12 protein-coding genes are annotated in these 20022 nt (G+C 46.1%); 10 read left to right on the plus strand and 2 right to left on the minus strand.

The features are described 5' to 3' along the window. Positions 1-44 precede the first annotated feature (44 nt). Together KCTCHS21_RS05445 and KCTCHS21_RS05450 are read right to left on the minus strand one after the other, a co-directional pair. Entirely contained in the window at positions 45-2690 is a 2646-nt protein-coding gene (locus KCTCHS21_RS05445) for a glycoside hydrolase family 3 protein (protein ID WP_130605684.1), read from the minus strand. Positions 2691-2827: 137 nt separating this feature from the next. Then, entirely contained in the window at positions 2828-3679 is an 852-nt protein-coding gene (locus KCTCHS21_RS05450) for an AraC family transcriptional regulator (RefSeq protein ID WP_130605686.1), read from the minus strand. Between the two features lie 221 nt (positions 3680-3900). Between KCTCHS21_RS05450 and KCTCHS21_RS05455 the strand changes: the two genes are divergently transcribed. From KCTCHS21_RS05455 to KCTCHS21_RS05500, 10 genes are all read left to right on the plus strand, one after another. After that, positions 3901-5034 carry an ABC transporter ATP-binding protein gene (locus tag KCTCHS21_RS05455; protein ID WP_130605688.1) on the plus strand — a complete coding sequence of 378 codons (1134 nt, stop codon included), beginning with the start codon at positions 3901-3903 and terminating at the stop codon, positions 5032-5034. Continuing rightward, positions 5031-7973, plus strand: a complete 2943-nt coding sequence (locus KCTCHS21_RS05460) for an extracellular solute-binding protein (protein ID WP_130605690.1) — start codon at positions 5031-5033, stop codon at positions 7971-7973. Before KCTCHS21_RS05455 ends, KCTCHS21_RS05460 begins: the two co-directional genes overlap by 4 nt. After that, on the plus strand, positions 7970-8941 hold the full coding sequence (locus KCTCHS21_RS05465; RefSeq protein WP_197726506.1) for a carbohydrate ABC transporter permease: 972 nt from the start codon (positions 7970-7972) through the stop codon (positions 8939-8941). Before KCTCHS21_RS05460 ends, KCTCHS21_RS05465 begins: the two co-directional genes overlap by 4 nt. A 4-nt stretch (positions 8942-8945) precedes the next feature. Continuing rightward, entirely contained in the window at positions 8946-9803 is an 858-nt protein-coding gene (locus KCTCHS21_RS05470; protein ID WP_130605692.1) for a carbohydrate ABC transporter permease, read from the plus strand. 26 nt (positions 9804-9829) lie between these two features. Then, on the plus strand, positions 9830-11845 hold the full coding sequence (locus KCTCHS21_RS05475) for a YIP1 family protein (RefSeq protein ID WP_130605694.1): 2016 nt from the start codon (positions 9830-9832) through the stop codon (positions 11843-11845). A 40-nt stretch (positions 11846-11885) separates the two neighbouring features. Then, positions 11886-14075 carry a DUF5696 domain-containing protein gene (locus KCTCHS21_RS05480; protein WP_130605696.1) on the plus strand — a complete coding sequence of 730 codons (2190 nt, stop codon included), beginning with the start codon at positions 11886-11888 and terminating at the stop codon, positions 14073-14075. Beyond that, on the plus strand, positions 14072-14965 hold the full coding sequence (locus tag KCTCHS21_RS05485) for a carbohydrate ABC transporter permease (protein ID WP_232058092.1): 894 nt from the start codon (positions 14072-14074) through the stop codon (positions 14963-14965). Before KCTCHS21_RS05480 ends, KCTCHS21_RS05485 begins: the two co-directional genes overlap by 4 nt. Continuing rightward, entirely contained in the window at positions 14965-15942 is a 978-nt protein-coding gene (locus KCTCHS21_RS05490; RefSeq protein ID WP_130605698.1) for a carbohydrate ABC transporter permease, read from the plus strand. Before KCTCHS21_RS05485 ends, KCTCHS21_RS05490 begins: the two co-directional genes overlap by 1 nt. Before the next feature lie 136 nt (positions 15943-16078). Next, positions 16079-17452: an ABC transporter substrate-binding protein gene (locus tag KCTCHS21_RS05495; protein WP_130605700.1), complete on the plus strand. Its 1374-nt coding sequence runs from the start codon at positions 16079-16081 to the stop codon at positions 17450-17452. A 137-nt stretch (positions 17453-17589) separates the two neighbouring features. Then, positions 17590-19911 carry a glycoside hydrolase family 95 protein gene (locus KCTCHS21_RS05500; protein ID WP_130605702.1) on the plus strand — a complete coding sequence of 774 codons (2322 nt, stop codon included), beginning with the start codon at positions 17590-17592 and terminating at the stop codon, positions 19909-19911. The last annotated feature ends 111 nt before the right edge of the window (positions 19912-20022 follow it).

The following is a 20022-nucleotide window of genomic DNA, read 5'->3' on the forward strand; positions in this document are numbered from 1 at the left end:
GGAGGCATTTACTATGGAGAACATCATTTAATGAGCCTTTTATATCAAACAATTACCTCGAATTCTACTGAAGCTTTAATTAGTTCCGAGCTTGATCCAATCATCACTCTGAAGCTACCGGGCTCCACGATCCATTTTCCATCTCGTCCATATAGCTTGAGCTCTTTGGGCGTCAGAGTAAACGATAGACTTGTTTTCTCTCCTAGCGGCAGATGAATTCTCTTGAACTTTTTCAATTCCTTTTCTGGTCTGGCAATCGAACTGACCACGTCGCACAGGTAGAGCTGGACGACTTCATCCCCAGCCATTTGCCCGGTGTTCGTGACGTCGATTGATACATTGACTTCTTCCTCTTGCGAAATACGTGTGGAGCTGATCTGAATGGAGGAATATTCGAAGGTCGTATAGCTTAAGCCATGACCAAAGGAGTATAGTGGTTTATTGTCACCTTCCACGTATTGAGTCGTTCCTCCACGTCGGCGGTTGTAATAGACAGGAATTTGGCCAATAGTGCGCGGGAATGAGATTGGAAGCCTCCCTGCTGGATTGTAGTCACCGAATAGAACTTCTGCAATCGCGTCCCCCCCATTTTCTCCAGGATACCAGGCTTCCAAGATAGCAGGTATATGCTCGGCTTCCCAGCCAAGTGTAATAGGTCTGCCGTTCTGGAGCACAAGTACAATTGGTGTGCCGGTAGCATGAATAGCCTTTAACAACGTAAGCTGAGCTCCAGGGAGATCGAGACTAGATCGATCTGTGCCTTCTCCACTTGTTCTATGTGAGTCCCCAAGGGCAACGATAGCGATGTCTGATTGCCGGGCTATTTGGACCGCATCCTGTATGCCTTCAATAGCGTAGCTCCAGCCTAATAAAGCGGATACGCCATCAGCATCCTTACAATATTCCACGCGAATGTCATATTCATGGCCGGCGTACAGCATGACAGGGACGCTTTGAGTTGCGTTTTTTCCCTCACCCCAACCATCCACAATTAGATTTCCGTCTAACCAAAGTCTCATGCTATCTCTACTTACGGTACCGATGTAACCGGAGACATCTTGCTTAGGCACAAGCTTGCCCGTCCAGCGAACGGAAAAATGAAACGTATCAATGCTCTGATCGGGTTTCGTAATAACCCAATTGAAGTTAATAAAGGAATCAATTTTAGTTAATACGGGACACCCTTCAAGCTTCGGATTGTTAAAATATTCGCCGAGCAAGCCTGAATTACCACATCCATCTGAGAAGCTGCCAATTGGGATCGCATCAAGCTCGTCTTCAAGAATTCCGGTTCCCTTAGCGAATAGAATCGTTGTCTCAGGTGAGACGAGCTTGCCAATTCCTTTCAACAAGGTTACGGGCTCAAATCCTTCAATATAAGGGGTGTAGTCTCCTAATCTGACAACATCCGCGCTCGGTCCAATGACAGCGATTGTAGAAATACTCCTTCTGAGGGGGAGGAGGTTTTGGTCATTTTTTAAGAGCACAATGCCTTCTCGTGCAGCTTGAAGGGAGATATCTGTGTGCTGCTTGCTTCTAACAACGCTCTTATAAAGCTCTGGCTCCGTATAGGGCTTCTCAAATAAGCCAAGCATGAATTTTACCCTAAGCACACGACTAGCGGCTAGGTTAACCGTCTCGATGGGGAGCTCTCCGCTCTCTACCATATCAATAATAGCGTTCTGATAAAGCTCATGCGGAAAATCATAATATTGCATATCCGTGCCTGCCACTAAGGCCTGACGTATGGCTTCCTTCTCAGAGCTTGCTGTAAAATGAGCTGTTTTTAGTCGAGCAATTGCACCAAGGTCTGATCGAACAAAGCCTGGCATACTCCATTGTCCTCTTAACATGTCTGTCAGAAGGCTGCTATCTGCTGCGCAGGGTATGCCGTCTATTGAATTATAAGAGCACATCGCATTAACAGCGCCGCCCTCGACGAAAGCAGCTTCAAATATGGGCATGTAGTAGGTTTCAATATCATTGCGCCCGATTGAGCTAGGGGAATGGTTAAGCCCGCTCTCGGGGATACCATGTACGGCAAAATGCTTCGGTTCTGCAATGATACTCCGATCCGATGCTAGATCATCTCCCTGCAAGCCATGGACCATAGAGACAGCCATCCGACTGGCTAAGTGAGTATCCTCACCGAATGTTTCCTCTACCCGCCCCCATCTTGGCTCACGTGCCAGATCCAGTACAGGTCCGAAGCTCTCATGAATACCGAAGCTGCGGGTTTCTGCTGCAATGCTCTTTCCAATTTCTTCGACGATGTCCGGATTCCAGGTAGAGGCCATCATAATAGCATGTGGAAATATCGTACAGCCGGGGCGGAGTAACCCATGTATTGCTTCCTCGCTAAACAGAATAGGTATGCCAAGACGAGTTTGCTCGACCGCATACCTCTGCAGCTGATTATTGACCTTAGTAGTTCCGTACAGGTCATGTATACAGCCGACACCGTCCTCCCCAACGATATCCATAACCTTTTCCCATAAAATTTTAGCGTCTTTAGCCATGACCGTATTCATGCGGGGATGGCTGCTACTCATAAATGAAGCACCAAAATATTGATCGAGCTGCCGGACCTTTTCCTTCAGAGTCATTTGGGATAGAAGATCGGTTATTCGATCTTCCACAGGCGCATTGGGATCGCGAAAACCGACCGTTTCTTTTACGATGTCAATCATTTGTGGTTCCCCCTTTCAAGTGATGGAAACGCAATCTTGGTTACTCAGAATGTATCAATTCAATGTCTGCTTGCCTAATTAACTTAAATATAGAAAAAAACCCCCGACATTTCTTGTCAGGGGTTGAGAATGAGTAGTCATTTTTTGCTGCGGACCTGGGATGGTGTGCAGCCGTTCACCTTTTTAAACACTCGATTAAACGTTTCAATGCTATTAAAGCCCGAGCAATAGGCAATATCAGTAACAGATTGTTCCTCTCTCAACAGTAAGCGCATGGCAATGTTTGCTCTAAAGGTATTGACGTAGTCCACAAAGTTGGAGCCGGTTGCAGCCTTGAAAAACCTAGAAAAGTAAGAAACACTGAACCCCGCTACATCAGCAGCGCTCTGCAAAGTAATCTCGGAGCCGTAGTCTGATTCGATATATTTTAACACCTTATCTAATCGTTCAAGCTGCTCCAGACGCTTCGTCTTTTCGTGCTGAGAGAAGGCTTCCATTGGGAGATGTCTAATGATGGAGGCGGCTATATCACTAATTCTAGCTTTATATATTAGTTCATGTCCTGTTAGGTTCGTTTCCCACTCGTTAAGAATGCCAACAATGTGGGTCTTAATCCAAGCATGAAGACTCATCTTCGAGTCGAATGGGATAGAAGAATCGGGCTTGAGATGAGGAAACATAAAACGGTGACCAAAGATTAAATCGGCGTAAGTATCGAAAACAGACTTCCCCAATTGCAGGATGATTTTACGGCATCCTTGTGGATTGGGCAAGTAATGATGCACCTCGCATGAGCTGATAAACAAAATATCCCCCGCATCTAAAGAATAGACAATTTCGTTAATCCCGATCTGCATTTGCCCATCAATGACATAGACAATTTCTATTTCCTGATGCCAATGAGTGGGAAAGCCTTCCTCAAGAGTGCTCACTATGATCTTAAGCGGATTGCTTAATTGAAGAGATATTTTCTCATGCCATGGATTCATAGTTTTTTCTCCTAGGAAAGGTGATATTATCCATTAGTTTAGCTTAATTGGGGGATAGCGACAAGGGGAGTATGGGCAGCAGCATGATAGAAGTCAGAATGCTAGAGGAGGCTAATATTTGACTGCAAAAGCCAAGTTTCACTCCTGTTTTGCCTGCTCGGGAGTACGGTAACATGGATGATAGCAAGAGTAATCATAGAAAATGCGAGAGGTGAGAATAGGTGGGAAGCATCACATTCAGCCATGTGTTCAAACAATACAAAGGGGAGTCGCGCCCGGCCGTTAACGACTTCCACCTGTCCATTGAAGAAGGGGAATTTCTAGTTTTAGTCGGTCCCTCCGGCTGCGGCAAGTCGACAACACTGCGAATGCTTGCGGGTCTCGAGGAAATTAGCGCCGGGGAATTGTATATCGACGATAAATTTATGAATTATGTCTCTCCGAAGGATCGTGATATCGCGATGGTATTCCAGAATTACGCGCTATATCCGAACCTGTCGGTCTATGACAATATCGCGCTTGGACTTAAGCTGCGCAAAACGCCGAAATACGATATCGAGCTAAGAGTGAATAGAGTAGCTAAGGTTCTGGAAATATCTCATTTACTTGATCGCAAGCCTAGCCAGCTGTCAGGTGGACAAAAGCAGCGTGTTGCATTAGGGAGGGCAATTGCTCGTGAGCCACAAGTATTCCTCATGGACGAGCCGCTATCTAATCTGGACGCTAAGCTGAGAGCTCAGACTCGAGCGGAGCTTATAAAAATTCAAAGCGATCTTAAACGTACGACCGTATATGTTACTCATGATCAAGTAGAAGCCATGACGATGGGTACTAGAATCGTTGTTATGAAGGATGGAGTCATTCAGCAGGTCGCTCCGCCGAAGCAGCTTTATGATGAACCAGCTAATCTGTTCGTCGCGGGATTCATTGGCTCGCCTCAAATGAATTTCATTGAAGGCAACGTCACTCTGGAGGAAGGACGCTATTATTTCTCCAACAAGCGAATGAAGCTCTTACTACCACGGTCATATGATTCTTCATTCGAAAAATTAACCCGTGCAGTCCGTAACGTTATTCTGGGTGTTCGACCGGAAAATGTTCTATTAAAGCCGTTCGAGCCTGATGATGATGATGAGAATGGGTTTGCGATGTCAGTTGTGCAGATGACAGAGGTAACTGGAGCTGATTCATACGTGTACGTTACCGTTGGTGACTCAAAAGTTATCGCACGTACCGACCCTGAATCTATCTATCTTAAGGACGATAAGCCTGCAATTGGATTCAATATGGGTAAGCTTCACTTCTTTGACGTGAGCACAGGAGTATCACTAGCGGCTGGAGGAGATGGAGGATGAGGAGGATCAAATTTCCTCGATCTACCCTTCGTCTCCTGTTGGCAGCAATTGTCTTATTCGGAGCGTTTCGATGGATTTCCGGCTCCGATCCTGTCATTTACGCAACAACGATTAATGCTTCAGATTTGCTTTCGTACAAAGACAATAAGGTTACACAGCCCTACGCCAAGCTCATTAATAGTACTCCCGATGCTGGAAAGCCGGGAAAAGAACAGCCAATCCCAATAAATGCAACACAATACGCAAAGGCGTCAACTGAAGCCTCGCTCTCCAAAGACGCGGAGGGTGCTGCGTTGAACTGGAGCAACTCCCAAGGATGGGTGGAATGGACCTTTAATGTGGCCAATGCCGGATGGTATGAGCTGCATATGGACTATAACCCTCTCGAAGGAGGGAACTCCGCAGTCGTTCGTGGCGTGCAGATTGATGGGCGCTTTCCTTTCCTAGAATCGGAAAACCTTGAGCTTGAGCGCCTATGGAAGGATGCTAAGTATCCGTATGATCGCAATGAAATCGGCATGCAGATTCGACCGCAGCAGACGGAAATTACCGGATGGAAGACAAAGGCTTTATCTGATTTCTCGGCTTCCTCTGAGCCCCTTCTTTACCGGCTGGAGCAGGGTGAGCATACGTTGCGTCTTATCGGAGAGAGAGAGCCGGTTGCTTTAAGGAACCTTGTCTTTCAACCGAGGAATCCAACGATTCCTTACTCGGATTACATTGCAGCTCATCCAGCGAATACCTCGCAGAAAAGCTGGTATTCCGTGATTGAGGCAGAAAATTTCATGCGCAAGTCCAGCTTGGCTATTCAAACGGATCATTGGTCGGAGCCTTACATCTCTCCTGACCCTAAAGGCCGCATTACCTATAACGTGCTCGGAGGTCAGAGATGGCGAATGCCGGGTGAGTGGGTGGAGTGGAAATTGTCCGTTCCGGAAAGCGGCTTGTATGAGATCGATCTGAAAAATTTCCAAAATTATCGCAACGGCTTTCGGGCATATCGGACGCTTGAGATTGATGGGAAAGCTCCTTTTCGGGAGATGTTCCATTTCGGAATGGATTACCATAAGGAATTTCTTATTACGACTGTTGGAGATTCAGAAGGTAAGCCCTATCAGTTTTATTTAGAGAAGGGCGATCACACGCTACGAATGACGGCAGATTCGTCGGAGCTTCAGCCGGTGACCTTAGCCTTAAAGGACACTCTAGGCCAGCTTGCTGAATTCGATAGACACATCAGGCTGATTACAGGGAATTACAGTAAAAACGCCTTTGATGCGAATACGGATTCGACTAGAACATGGGATATGGTCAAATTCGATCCTGACATTGAAGCGAAGATGCAAAGCTTCATTGACCGTTTGTCAGCGATTCGTGAATATATCAATGGATTAAATAAGAAAAATTCAGACCTGTCGGAAGCCATTAAGGTTTCTATCACGATACTTGATGAGCTTAGGGCAAACGTCAATGAGGTCCCGAACAAAATCAACGATTTCTCCACCATTCAGAGCAATATTGGAACGTGGATGGCCACATTGGCACAGCAGCCGCTTCTTTTTGACTACATCGTCGTTCGTACCCCAGGTACGACTACCGGTCTTAAGGAGCCTACGCCCTTGTCTCGGGTACCTTACTCTATCGTCGATTTTGGTCGATCGTTCTACATGGACTATGACACTAAGAAGCATAACAAGAATGAGGCGCTAACAATCTGGGTACAGCGAGGTCGTGATTACGTCGATCTGCTGCGCGAAATGGTTGATCAGGATTTCACGCCAAAGACGGGAATTGAAGTCAACATTAATCTGATGCCGAACCCGAACGTGCTTGTTCTCGGTAACGCGGCTGGTGATGTGCCCGACGTTGCGCTAGGTATTGGAGAGGCAACGCCTGCAGACTTCGCGATGCGGGATGCGGCTCAGGATCTGTCCTCCTTTGCTGGATTCACGGAGGTAAGCAAACGATTCATTCCAGGCGTTAAACGTGCATTGACCTACAACGGTGGTACTTATGGGCTTCCTGAGATACAGAATTTCCAAATGCTCTTTTACCGAACGGATATCTTCGAGAACCTAAAGCTGAAAGTACCAGACACTTGGGAGGACGTCTTCGATATTTTGCCAACGCTGCAAGAGAACGGAATGACGATGAACTATCCGAAGGCCGATTTCATGACGATGTTCTTCCAGAATGAAGCCGAGATTTATTCGCCTAACGGCTTAAAAGCTAACCTGACAAGCACAGCCGGACAGAAAGCTTTCAAGCAATGGACAGAGATGTACCGTAAATACAATCTTCCTATTGATATCCCGGCATTCTTCCAGCATTTCCGCGATGGGGATTTACCCATTGGAGTTGCCGATTTCAGCACATATGTACAGCTCCTCGTCGCAGCTCCTGAAATAACCGGTCATTGGAAAATTGCTCCGCTTCCAGGTATTAAGCAGGCAGATGGAGAGGTAGCAAGGTGGTCGTCGCAAGGGACATCCGCGGCAATGATTATGAAGAAAAGCGAACGTAAGGACGATGCATGGGAATTCCTGAAATGGTGGACCTCAGGTGAGGTGCAAGCCCAGTACGCTAAGGACATTGAATCATTCTATGGGATTGAATTCAGGTGGAACACGGCAAATGTTGAAGCGATGCGAACCTTATCCTGGCCGAACGATGATTTACTGGCGCTCAGGGAGCAAGGAAGATGGGCCAAAAACATGCCTTACGTTCCCGGTTACTACTTCCTCACAAGGGAAATGGATTTTGCTTGGAACCGTACCGTATTTGACGGAATGCCTGCTCAGGAGTCGTTGGAAAAGGCTCAGCTATCTCTGCAGAGGGAAATGAACCGAAGGCAGAAGGATTTCGGAATTACGAGCAAGGACGATCTGCGAATTCCCCAAATTATTAAGCCTTACGAATGGGAGGGATCTGAGCCATGAATACGGAGCTTTCCCCCAGTTTAGTTAAAGTGGCACGGATGACTTCAGTTCGGTTGAAGTGGAATCGATTCTGGACGGAGATTCGTCGTGATAGCTTCTGCTACCTATTTTTAGCGCCGTTTCTAATCTGCTTCACAGTGTTTATCGTTGTTCCAGTCATCATGGCTGCGACACTCGGCTTTACGTCTTATGATGGCTTCGGGTCTCTAAGGTTCATTGGATTTGATAACTATATCGCTTTGTTCACGCAAGACATTATCTTTCTTACTAAAGCGCTTCCGAACACTTTTCTATTTGCACTAATTGTTGGACCTGGCGGTTATATTCTTGCCTTCCTATTCGCTTGGCTAATTCATCAGCTCCCCCTTAGGGTCCGAGACTATTACACCTTAGCGTTCTACGCACCTTCAATGGCAGGGGGAGTTGCATTATCCGTCGTATGGATTGCCGCCTTTAGTGGGGATCGTGTTGGCTATCTGAATAACTTCCTGCTTCATATGGGGTGGATAGATAATGCGATTGTCTGGCTGCAGAAGCCTGAATATTTACTCAAGGTCATGATTGTTGTATCCCTCTGGATTAGCTTCAGCGTTGGTTTTCTTGCGATGCTGGCGGGATTGCAGACTGTAAACCGGGAGCTGTACGAAGCCGGTCGTATAGACGGCATCTCCAACCGGCTCCAGGAAGTATTCTATATTACGCTTCCATCAATGAAGCCGCAGCTGCTGTTCAGTGCCGTCATGACCATTGTGACGACCCTGAAGGCGGGGAGCATCTCAACGCAATTAACAGGCTTACCTATCACACCGCAGTACGCGGGACATCTTGTAATCAATCATATTGATGATTATGCTTTTATCCGCTTTGAGCTGGGATATGCATCAGCGATTTCCGTTGTACTGCTGCTTGTTAGTTATTTCGCAATGAGATTCGCCTACCGGCTGTTCGGGTCGAAGGAGGAGCTGTAGAACGATGATTCGACGACTTCGAAGAATAACGCCGTTCCAGGTCATCCTGGTTGTGGTCTTTACCGGTCTTGCTGCATTCATGTCGCTGCCAATCGTTTTTATTCTGAATCACGCCTTCAAGCCTACGAATGAGCTATTTCTGTTCCCCCCGCGATTTTTCGTACAAAATCCGACGGGAAGCAATTTCGAGCAGCTGTTCCTTCACGCTACGAACGCTACTGTTCCGTTTAGCCGGTATGTGTTCAATAGCGTTGTTGTGGTGACGCTCACTCTTATTAGTGTCATTGTCGTCAGCACGATGGCTGCTTATGTACTCGCTAAATATCAATTTCATTTCAAACAGCTCATTTTGTCCTTGATTACACTTTCCTTGATGTTTGCCCCGGAGACGGTAGGCATTCCAAGATATCTCATTATTAGCGGCATTCATTTGAATAACACGTACCTCGGGCATATTTTGCCCGCCTTGGCTTCGCCGATAGCGGTATTCATGCTTGTCGGGTTTATTTCACAAATTCCCGGAGAGCTAATGGAGGCAGCAAGAATCGACGGTGCAAGTCATTTTGGGATATTCACCAAAATTGTGCTACCTCTAGCGGTGCCGGCTATCGCAACCATTTCAATCTTTACCTTTCAAGGCGTATGGGGAGATATTGAGACCTCTACCTTGTTTATGCAGGATGAGACGATGAGAACTCTCGCCTTTTACGTTAACAGCTTGCTCAGTGGGCTTCAGAACAGTGTAGCCGGACAGAATGTCGCTGCCGCTGCGGGACTGCTTATGTTTATCCCTAATTTAATTATATTCCTCCTCTTCCAGAGGAAAGTGCTTGAGACGATGATCCATTCCGGTATCAAGTAATTCCACCAGCAAAGGAAGTCGGAACGATGAAGAGATTGCTTGCTTTTGTGCTTCTGGCTGCGACGGCTTTGCTGGTCGCACCACAATCGACACATGCGCGAATCCCTTACCAGACCACGTATTTTGACAGCAATCGTTCCCTCTGGATGGGCATCCAAGCGGTCTATAAGCCATTTGGGGCCTATGGAGACCATTTCGATGAGCCTGTTGATCTTCATATCGGAGCGGACGACAAAGTGTACGTGGCTGACAAAGGAAATAGTCATATCTTCGTAATGAATAACGACGGAACACTTATTCAGACGATAGGTGACGAAGAGGGAGCAGGTCATCTTGATTCTCCTGAAGGTGTATTCGTTACGCCTGACGGAACGGTGTATGTTGCGGATTCGGGTAATCAGCGTATTGCTGTATTTAGTGCTGATGGCTCATTTGTTCGCGAATATAAGAAGCCTACATCTAACCTGCTGCAGTCAGAGCACTTCGTTCCTATTAAGCTTGTCGTTGATCGACGCGGCGTTATGTATGTTGCTATGAATGCCTCTTATCAAGGGCTTCTGCGCATGAATAAGGATGGGGAGTTCATGGGCTTCTTCGGCGCTAACAAAGCCCAGCAGACTCTGTTGAATTGGTTGAAGAAGGCTGTTCTCAATAAGGAACAGCTGGCGAAGGAAAACCCCAGCTTGCCTAAGCCGATTGTAAATATTTCTATGGATCAGGAAGGCTTTATTTACACCGCAACAGCAGGCGGATTCGGCTCGGCGGCAATTCGTAAGCTGAATGCGGGTGGAGTGGATTCTTATAAGGGGAAGCTGTTTCAACATAGTCAAGGCATAGTAGATGTTGCAATCGACCAGAATGGATTTTTGTACAACGTAGATTTAGATTTTGGTCGGATTAATATATTTGATCGCAATGGAACTGTCCTGTTTGCTTTCGGATTCACGGACAATAATACGCAGCAGTACGGGGTAATGGGTTTTCCGACGAGCATTGGCATTGATTCCAAGAGTAACATTTGGGTTTCTGACAGTAGAACGAAAACCGTTCATAAATTCGTGCGTAGCGATTTTGGAAATGACGTAATGAATGCGATTGTCCTCTATGGGGAAGGAAAGTATGCAGATAGTAAGCCGTATTGGGAGAGGGTATATGCCCGTAACGAAATGTTTACTGGAACCTATCAGGGACTAGGGAAGGTGTATTTAGAAGAAAAGGATAACGCACAAGCGCTTTCCTTCATGAAGGAAGCTTATGACACTAAGGGCTATTCCAAAGCATTCTGGGAAATTCGACTGGAGTGGCTCCAGAATCATTTTATCATCTTCGTTATGGTTCTTATCGCGATAGGTCTTATTATCAAATTTCTCCCATGGGGTATTAAGAAGCTTCTTAGCCGTTGGTCATTGCCCTCCGTGTTTAAACGCCTAGTAGCTGATTTACGTAATCTGGGCTACGTAATGATCCATCCTTACCATGGCTTCTATAAGTTGAAGGAAGCAAGAGTTTCTCTCTGGTCCATTCTTCTCATTCTGGCAGCAGTGATAGGCATGAAAATAATTACGGTGTACACGACTGGCTTTCTCTTCTATCCAGTTGATCTATCTCAAATCAATTTGCTTAGAATTTTGGGACAGTTCGTTCTCCCTTGGATCACATGGATTATTGCTAACTATCTTGTATGCAGCATCAAGGATGGAGAAGGAAAGTTCAGAGAGGTTATCCAAGGCAGTACCTATGCATTGGCCCCGTTCCTGTTCTTCTCCCCGCCAATCATTATTTTGTCAAACATTCTGACGCTTGATGAATCGGTATTAATTCGTTCACTAACGACAGTTATGTATATTTGGATGGCTGTTATGTTTATGGTCATGACGCAGGTCATCCATAACTTTGATTTCTTGGAGTCGTTGAAGAACATTGCCATTACATTGTTCGCGATTGCTACGATTTGGCTGTTTGGATTTCTTGTGTTCGGATTGTCATACAACCTGTACGACTTCTTTTATCAGCTTTACAAAGAGGTGAATTTCTATCGTTAACTTCATCAAGCGTCTCTCGCTTCGCGTAAAGCTTATAGCAATGTCTATATGCATTCTTGTTGTCCTACTGTTCATTTTCTTTACTCGGGGAGGAGAAACATCGCTCGTACATGCGCTTGAGGAAGCGGGAATCGCCGAGCCTGTCTCTATGCACACACCGCTTTATGTTGGAGAGCCATGGAAGCCTGGAGCTGGTTCGGACGGCTTTGCGCTTGCGTTAGAGAATAAGAATTATAGCCTTTATGTTCGACCTGACAATACGCAGATTGCGCTTTTGGATAAAAGATCAGGACATCGATGGACTAGTAACCCGACTAAGGAGCAATTAGCGGGTGAAACGGTTAAGGGATTGCCGCTTGCGAATCTGCAATCTCCCTTCGCATTGACCTATGTCACAACCACTGGGAAGGACCAGACGACAGAGAAGGTCGTTAATGCGCTTGATCCGAAGCTTGAGATTGCAATGATTAAGAACGATAAAGGGCTTCAGATTTCGTATAGCTTTACAGAAAAGAAGCTGGGTCTAGCTATTCAATACGAGCTCACTGACAAGGGACTCAAGGTGCGCGTTCCAACGGACGGGATTAAGGAGGAGGGAGACTTTGTCGTATTTTCCCTCGATTTACTTCCCTATTTCGGAGCTGCGGCGGCAGGTGAAGATGGCTATATTTTCGTTCCGGATGGCCCCGGGGGATTAATTAAATTTGATAGCAAGCGTGCAGATTTATCTAAGGGCTACATTCATCAGGTGTATGGGCTTGATGTCACTAATATGCTCAACTGGTTCCGTTCTGGAGAGCGGCGTGAAGATATCGCATTCCCCGTATTCGGAGTTAAAAGAGGAGCAAACGCGTTCGTGGCCATCATTACCCGCGGTGGTGACTCGTCGAACATAGCCGCTATGCCGCCGGGGATGAAATCGACATTCTACAACGTTTATACGAGCCAGATCTACCGGGAGAATTACTTGTACCAGAGAAGCCGTATTCCTCCAACACCCATTAAGGCGGTTCAGAAGGAACGGCTGAAAACAGACCGTGAGATTGAATATCGCTTCCTAAGCAGCCAAGATACGGACTATGTCGGGATGGCTAATGCTTACCGAGACTATTTAATCGAAACTGGTGGATTAGGTAGTCCCTTGAAGCCGGTAGAGCACGTGCCGCTGTATTTGAAAATAATGGGGGGCGGCTTCCGCGCAGCCTATAACCAAATCGAGTATGTTCCCACAACGACCTTTGCTCAGGCCACGGAAATTGTGCAGGGCCTTCAAAAGAAGGGAGTTGCCAACATGGAGGTAGTCTACTATGGATGGCAACGAATGGGTGGAAATAAGATAGATAAACGCTTCCCGATAGAAGCGAAGCTAGGAGGCAACTCTGCCGCCAAAGCATTCGTATCGGAGCTGCGTAAGAGCGATATCGGTGTTCAATTTTATGACCAGCTCATTTGGTTAGATGACTCAAGCACATCATTATCACCTAGAAACAGCGGAGTACGGAAAATGGATGGAACCGTGTTTAAGGACGAAACTTGGTTTCTAAGTAAGCCGGCCCGAACGGTGGATCTCGCTTACCAGTCGATCCAAGAACTGAAGAAAATCGGCGTGTCCGGAATGTTCTACGATGGACTGGGCTCAATGGTATTCAATGACTATGATCCTACAGGGCTTACTACACGCGAGGACGCCATTAAAATTTACAAGGGCTTGCTTGATTACACGAGGCGTGAGCTTGGAACCTCTGGTGTCTACAGAGGCAACGATTACTCGCTTAATAATGTCGATTATATCGATGATCTACCTAACGATTCCAGTTATGATTTCATGATTGATGAAACGGTACCCTTCTACCCAATCGTGCTGCACGGTTATGTTTCTTACAGCTTTGGAGATGGTGGGAATTTACGCAACGATGTACAAACTGAATTCCTGAAGTCCATCGAATATGGGGCGATGCCGACGTTCTTCCTGACTTACGACGAGTCGCGCAAGCTGATGGATCTGAACATTTGGTTTTATCTCTTTAGCAGCCAGTATGAGAAATGGGCGGACCGCATTGGCAAAGAATATGGTCAGTTCGATTCTCTCGCGAAGGTGTTCGCACAGAAAATTGTCGGTCATAAGAAGTTAGCTGATAAACGGTTTGAAACGACCTATGAGGACGGAACCCGCGTCATCGTCGACTATAACAAGGGAACGTTCGACGTTGAAGGAGGTGGAGGCGCTTGAGTCAGGCAAAAGTAATCGCAAAGCAGAGGCGCCTTTATTTTACCAAAAGATATGGAATTGGGTTGTTGTTCCTCCTTCCATGGCTAATCGGCTTCTGTGTTTTCGTCGCAATTCCGATCGGCTGGTCCTTGTTTATGTCTCTTCATAAAGTAGCAGTCGTTCCAGGTGGGTTCAAATACGATTGGATTGGCATGAAGAACTTCAGGGCCGCATTCGTAACAGACAACATTTTCCCGATTGAGCTCATTACGTACTTTCAGCAAATGCTTCTGATGGTTCCGATGATTGTCATCTTTGCTCTACTCATCTCCTTGATGCTGAATCAGCGCTTTCCCGGAAGATTTATTTACCGCGCGATATTTTTCCTGCCTGTTATCTTCGCCACCGGCCAGGTGCTTTCGGAGCTGTTCTCCCAAGGAGCGGGTGAAATTCCCTTTCTTGAGCAGTACAACCTTGAACCGCTAATCAATCAATATGTCGGGAAGCAATTCACCGAAATAATAATGGTAGTGCTCAGTAGGGCTATCTTAATTCTTTGGTACTCAGGTGTTCAAATCCTTATTTTCATCGCGGGCTTTCAGACGATTTCCCCGAGTATTTATGAGGCTGTCCGCATTGATGGGGCTTCTCCGTGGGACAGCTTCTGGAAAATCACGCTGCCAGCGAGCATACCTTTCATTAGCTTGAACGTGCTGTACACCATTATCGATCTATTTACATTTCCGCTTAACCCGGTATTAAAGCATATCAAGGACAACATGTTCAAGATAGAAACAGGCTATGGTTATGCCAGCGCGCTTGCTTGGATATACTTCGGGTTTATTTTCGTCCTGATCGCTCTTGTACTGCTGCTGTTTAATCGAAGCATGAATACAAGGAGGTCACGTTAATGAACAGCGAGTTATGGATCGAGAAGGTAAGCAGGCAGGTAAAAGGGGTTTTCTGGAGCCGCACAGCACAGAGAATCAAAGTCGTTGTCATAGGACGTAATATCTCGGAGGGGCTGCTTGCCAAGCTTATTTTATACGGACTTCTTACTATCGTTGCTTATCTCTATCTACAGCCAATCCTATATATGATCAGCACAGCGCTCAAAAACTTAAGTGATTTGCTTGATCCGACGGTAACCTGGATTCCACGAGTGATTACCTGGGATAACGTATCAGATGCATTCAGAGGGCTGCAGTATATGGATGCACTTAAGAATACCGCAATAATTGCGATATCCTGCTCGCTTATACAGGTACTTATATGTGCAATGACAGGTTATGCGCTCGCCAAGCTTTCAATCCCGTTCAAAGGGTTGTTCACGGCACTTGTCATCTTGACCTTCCTAATTCCACCGCAAATTATCATCATTCCGCTCTATGTTATTTATAGCAAGCTTAGTCTGTTGAATACACCTTTCGTGTTTCTGATTCCAGCCTTTTTCGGGCAAGGGCTTAAGAGTGCACTATTCATTCTGATCTTCCGACAATTTTTCAAGTCGCAGCCATTAAGTTTAGAGGAAGCGGCCAAGCTGGATGGAGCATCGACCTTAAGACTATTCTTTGGAATTATGCTTCCATTGGCGCGCTCGGCTTGCTTAGTTGTATTCCTCTTCTCCTTTATTTGGTACTGGAACATGTATTATGAGCCGCAATGGTTTCTAGCTAAAGATTTCACACCGCTGTCTATTAGACTTGATCAGCTGGAGGATGTGCTCAATCCGTCATTGCTGGGGCAAAGGAACACCATTGAAAATCCGGTAACAGAGGGTGCTAAAATGGCGGCTGCATTCTTAATTATTTTCCCGCCGATTATTGTCTTCATGTTCCTACAGCGATGGTTCGTAACTGGAATTGAAAGAACGGGAATCGTGGAATAATGTGCCCACTGTAACCTGTTCATAGAGAGGGAGGTGATGCTGCAGGACGAATGAAAGTGCTGTGGCATAGGGCTTACTTATACTCGTATGGGAATTATTTAGGATTATCAAACACTAATCTAGGGGAGGAAATACAATGACAAGCAACAAACGCGTTCTGACATGGATGTTAAGTATCGTATTAGTGTTATCCGTCATTCTTTCAGCTTGCTCTAGCAATAACAATGCAGGAAACAGTAAGGAGACTAAAGGATCAGAGGCAAGTCCAAGCGCTCCTGCAACTGAATCGGATAGTCAGCCAGTTACTGAGAAACATGACCCTGTTACCTTGAAATTTATTTCATGGAAGGACTCCTACAATGATTTGTATAAGCTGTTCAATGAAAAGTATCCATGGATCACAATTGAACAAATACCGGTTAATAGTCAGCCTATTATGGAAATTATTGCAACACTGGAAGCTGCCGGTACACCTGCTGACGTAACTGAGATCGATCAGGATCTAATTGCCTTTGACCAAAGTGGTCTGGTTGAGGATCTGACGCCTTACATTGAGAAGGATCTTATTTTCCAAGGAGCAACCTTCCCTAAAGGATTTTTTGATACGATGACTTATAACAATAAGAAGCTAGCCGTACCTATGGTTGACGTTCCGATGTGGATTTTGGTTAATAAAGACCTGCTTACTAAGAACGGCTTGGATATGCCAGCTAACGATTGGACTTATGACGATTTCCGAAATATTGCTAAGCAGCTCACTCATCCCGATGCAGGAGAATATGGTTTAACGACACAAGCTGAGTTCCAGATGCGCTTGCTTAGCACGAAAGCGATAGCCGATGGGCATGCAGCCAATCTGCAATATATGAATGAGGATTTAACGCAAAGCGTAATGGCTTCACCTGACGTCATTAATGATGTGAAATGGCTGAAGGAGTTCGTAACGAAAGACGGCTCATTGCTTAGCAATGCTGCTGCGACTGCACAGGGTGATGTCACTCGTGATTTCATTAACGGAAAAACAGGCTTTGCAATTGGTGGAGACTGGGTGCTTCCGAATCTAAAGAAGAATGCCAATTTCGAGTGGGATGTCCTGCCTTTCCCTAAAGGTAAAGTGAGCCAACCGGGATATACAATATATGGACCGCTTTCGCTTCTAGCGGGCTCCAAGCATAAGGAAGAAGCATTCCTGTGGCTGAGCTTCCAGTTCACGAAGGAAGCACAGGAATGGAAGATTGACCAAGGTGCCAATGCTTCTGTCGTTGATTCTGATTTGACTGCTTATTATGAAAAAACACCAATGTGGCAAGGTAAGAATATCGCAGCTGTGCAGCTTGCCAAAGAAAATGCCGTCATTCAACCAGGAGTTACGATTCCAGGATGGGGCGAGTACAACTGGAATAATATAATGAACGATATTATTTTCGGTGATCGCGACATTAACGAAATCATTCCACTGACGGAAGCTTGGAATAAGAAGACGCTAGAGTTAAGAGCGACTTTGAAGTAAGGTATTAAGCTCTAACAAAGGGGGCGGAAGATTTATTCCGCTCCTTTTGTAGTTGTATCTTTCCAGACATTCTCGAATTGCACGAATTAGACAATTTAATAACCAAAAAATGAATAGAGAGATGGTGTGGTGTTGGTATGACTACAAATTCGACGCACATTGATTCTTATATAGATTATCAGCTACGCTTCGACAAGCCTGCAGCTGCTTGGGAGGAGGCTTTACCCATTGGTAACGGGAGATTGGGTGGGATGGTATTCGGTCATCCACACCAAGAACGAATAGCCTTAAATGAGGATAGTGTTTGGTATGGTGGACCCCGAGACCGTAACAACCCGGATGCCCACGCCAATTTGGAGCAAATTCGTACGCTTCTATCACAAGGAAGACCTCGTGAAGCCCAGGATTTAGCTGCTATGGCTTTATCGGGAGTTCCTGAATCCCAGAGGCACTATATGCCACTAGGGGATTTAACAATGAGCTTTCGATATGGAGAAGGGGAGTTAACCGACTATTCACGAGAATTAAATCTTTCCGATGGGATTGCAAAGATCAGCTATCGGGTTGGGAATACCACATATGAACGAGAGATTTTCTGCAGCTATCCCGATCAGGCTATGATCATGAATCTTACGTCAAATGGCTCCGGTGCAATTTCCTTGAAGGCAAGACTGACCCGCGGGGAGACTAACCGTTATTATGATGAGATTGTACAGGTTAACTCAAGTACGATTGTAATGCGCGGTAATTGTGGAGGGGCGGGAGGGTCTGACTTCCGAACCGTCATTCAGATCGTTATTGAAGGAGGAAGCTTATCTCTTATTGGTGAAAATATTGTAATCGAGCAGGCTGACAAGGTGATGTTTATTGTGTCTGCTGCAACAACCTTCCGTTACCCGGATCCAGAAGCGGAGGCTATTCGAATTGCGGGAGAGGCTTCTAATAGAACCTATCGAGAGCTTAAAGAGAGACACTCCACTGATTTCCAAGCGTTAATGGGGAGAGTTGCTTTGAAGCTGTCAGACCCTTCTGATGCTGACAGACTTCCTACCGACATTCGACTATCTCGAGTGAAGGAAGGGGCAGAGGATTTAGAGCTCATTGCAATATATTATCAATTCGGTCGTTATTTACTCGTTTCCTCCAGCCGTCCGGGCTCATTACCCGCCACTCTTCAAGGCATATGGAATGAGCATATGCTACCGCCATGGGATAGCAAGTATACGATAAACATTAACACCCAGATGAATTATTGGCCTGCTGAATCAGGCAATTTGGCCGAATGTCATGAGCCGCTTTTTGAGCTTCTTGAGCGGATGCGGGAGCCAGGCAGAAGAACGGCACAGCTAATGTATGGATGCGGTGGCTTCGTCGCACACCATAACACAGACATATGGGCGGATACAGCACCACAGGATATTTACCTGCCAGCTACCTATTGGCCAATGGGTGCTGCGTGGCTATGTCTCCATCTCTGGGAGCATTATGAGTTTGGGAAAGATCGCTTATTCCTGGAACAGGCTTATTCGGTCATGAGGGAGGCCGCACTTTTTTTCACCTCCTATTTGACAGAAACGAACGATGGACTTGTTGTTACGACACCATCTGTCTCCCCCGAGAATACCTATCTATTGCCTAATGGGGAGTCGGGTACTGTTTGCATAGGCCCATCCATGGATAGCCAAATCCTGCATGAGTTATTTACAGCTTGTATTGAGGCTGCCCATGTTCTGGAAACGGACGAAAGCTTTGCAGGAATCTTGAACGAGCTAAGGAGCCGATTGCCACAGCCTACTGTAGGGAAGCACGGCCAGCTACAGGAATGGTTGGAAGATTTCGAGGAGGCCGAGCCTGGTCACCGGCATATTTCGCATCTGTTTGCTCTACACCCTGGGAAGAGATTTACGATTAGGGGCACACCGGATTGGACGACCGCTAGCAGGGTTACCTTGGAGAGGCGACTTGCAAGCGGGAGCGGGCACACAGGATGGAGCAGAGCTTGGATCATTAACTTATGGGCTAGACTGGAGGAGGGAGAGAAGGCTTATGACAATGTGCTAGCACTTCTTACTCATTCGACGCTTCCTAATCTACTTGATAACCATCCTCCCTTTCAAATTGATGGTAACTTCGGAGGTTCCGCTGGTATTGCAGAGATGCTGCTGCAAAGTCATACTGGTGTTATCCATCTGTTACCAGCACTTCCTCAGTCTTGGAAAGAGGGGGAGGTTACTGGATTAAGAGCAAGAGGTGGTTTTGAAGTAAACATACGCTGGAGAGAAGGTAGCTTGGAGGAGGCTGCTATAAGCTGCAATCTTACTGGTATCTGTACTGTCCGGGTAGGTAGGAGTATAAAGATTATGGACAGTGATAAAGAGGTTTCCTTCATAAAAGAGAGCGACGGTTTAGTAAAATGGGATGCTATAGCTGGGAGAAGGTATGTAATAAGCGGCTGTTAAATTTTTAACATATCAGTACCCTATTTAAGCGAGGCCAGACAGTTAATAATCTGCCGTATCCTACCGCATCCTACTACTTCCGCTACAATCCACATAACGATTACGATCTCG

Source organism: Cohnella abietis, assembly GCF_004295585.1.
GTDB lineage: Bacteria > Bacillota > Bacilli > Paenibacillales > Paenibacillaceae > Cohnella > Cohnella abietis.

Bases quoted from the DNA above. Each gene is read 5' to 3' on its own strand.
- KCTCHS21_RS05445 (WP_130605684.1), bottom strand. From the start codon at position 2,690: ATGATTGACATCGTAAAAGAAACGGTCGGTTTTCGCGATCCCAATGCG.
- KCTCHS21_RS05450 (WP_130605686.1), bottom strand. From the start codon at position 3,679: ATGAATCCATGGCATGAGAAAATATCTCTTCAATTAAGCAATCCGCTT.
- KCTCHS21_RS05460 (WP_130605690.1), top strand. From the start codon at position 5,031: ATGAGGAGGATCAAATTTCCTCGATCTACCCTTCGTCTCCTGTTGGCA.
- KCTCHS21_RS05465 (WP_197726506.1), top strand. From the start codon at position 7,970: ATGAATACGGAGCTTTCCCCCAGTTTAGTTAAAGTGGCACGGATGACT.
- KCTCHS21_RS05470 (WP_130605692.1), top strand. From the start codon at position 8,946: ATGATTCGACGACTTCGAAGAATAACGCCGTTCCAGGTCATCCTGGTT.
- KCTCHS21_RS05475 (WP_130605694.1), top strand. From the start codon at position 9,830: ATGAAGAGATTGCTTGCTTTTGTGCTTCTGGCTGCGACGGCTTTGCTG.
- KCTCHS21_RS05480 (WP_130605696.1), top strand. From the start codon at position 11,886: ATGTCTATATGCATTCTTGTTGTCCTACTGTTCATTTTCTTTACTCGG.
- KCTCHS21_RS05490 (WP_130605698.1), top strand. From the start codon at position 14,965: ATGAACAGCGAGTTATGGATCGAGAAGGTAAGCAGGCAGGTAAAAGGG.
- KCTCHS21_RS05495 (WP_130605700.1), top strand. From the start codon at position 16,079: ATGACAAGCAACAAACGCGTTCTGACATGGATGTTAAGTATCGTATTA.
- KCTCHS21_RS05500 (WP_130605702.1), top strand. From the start codon at position 17,590: ATGACTACAAATTCGACGCACATTGATTCTTATATAGATTATCAGCTA.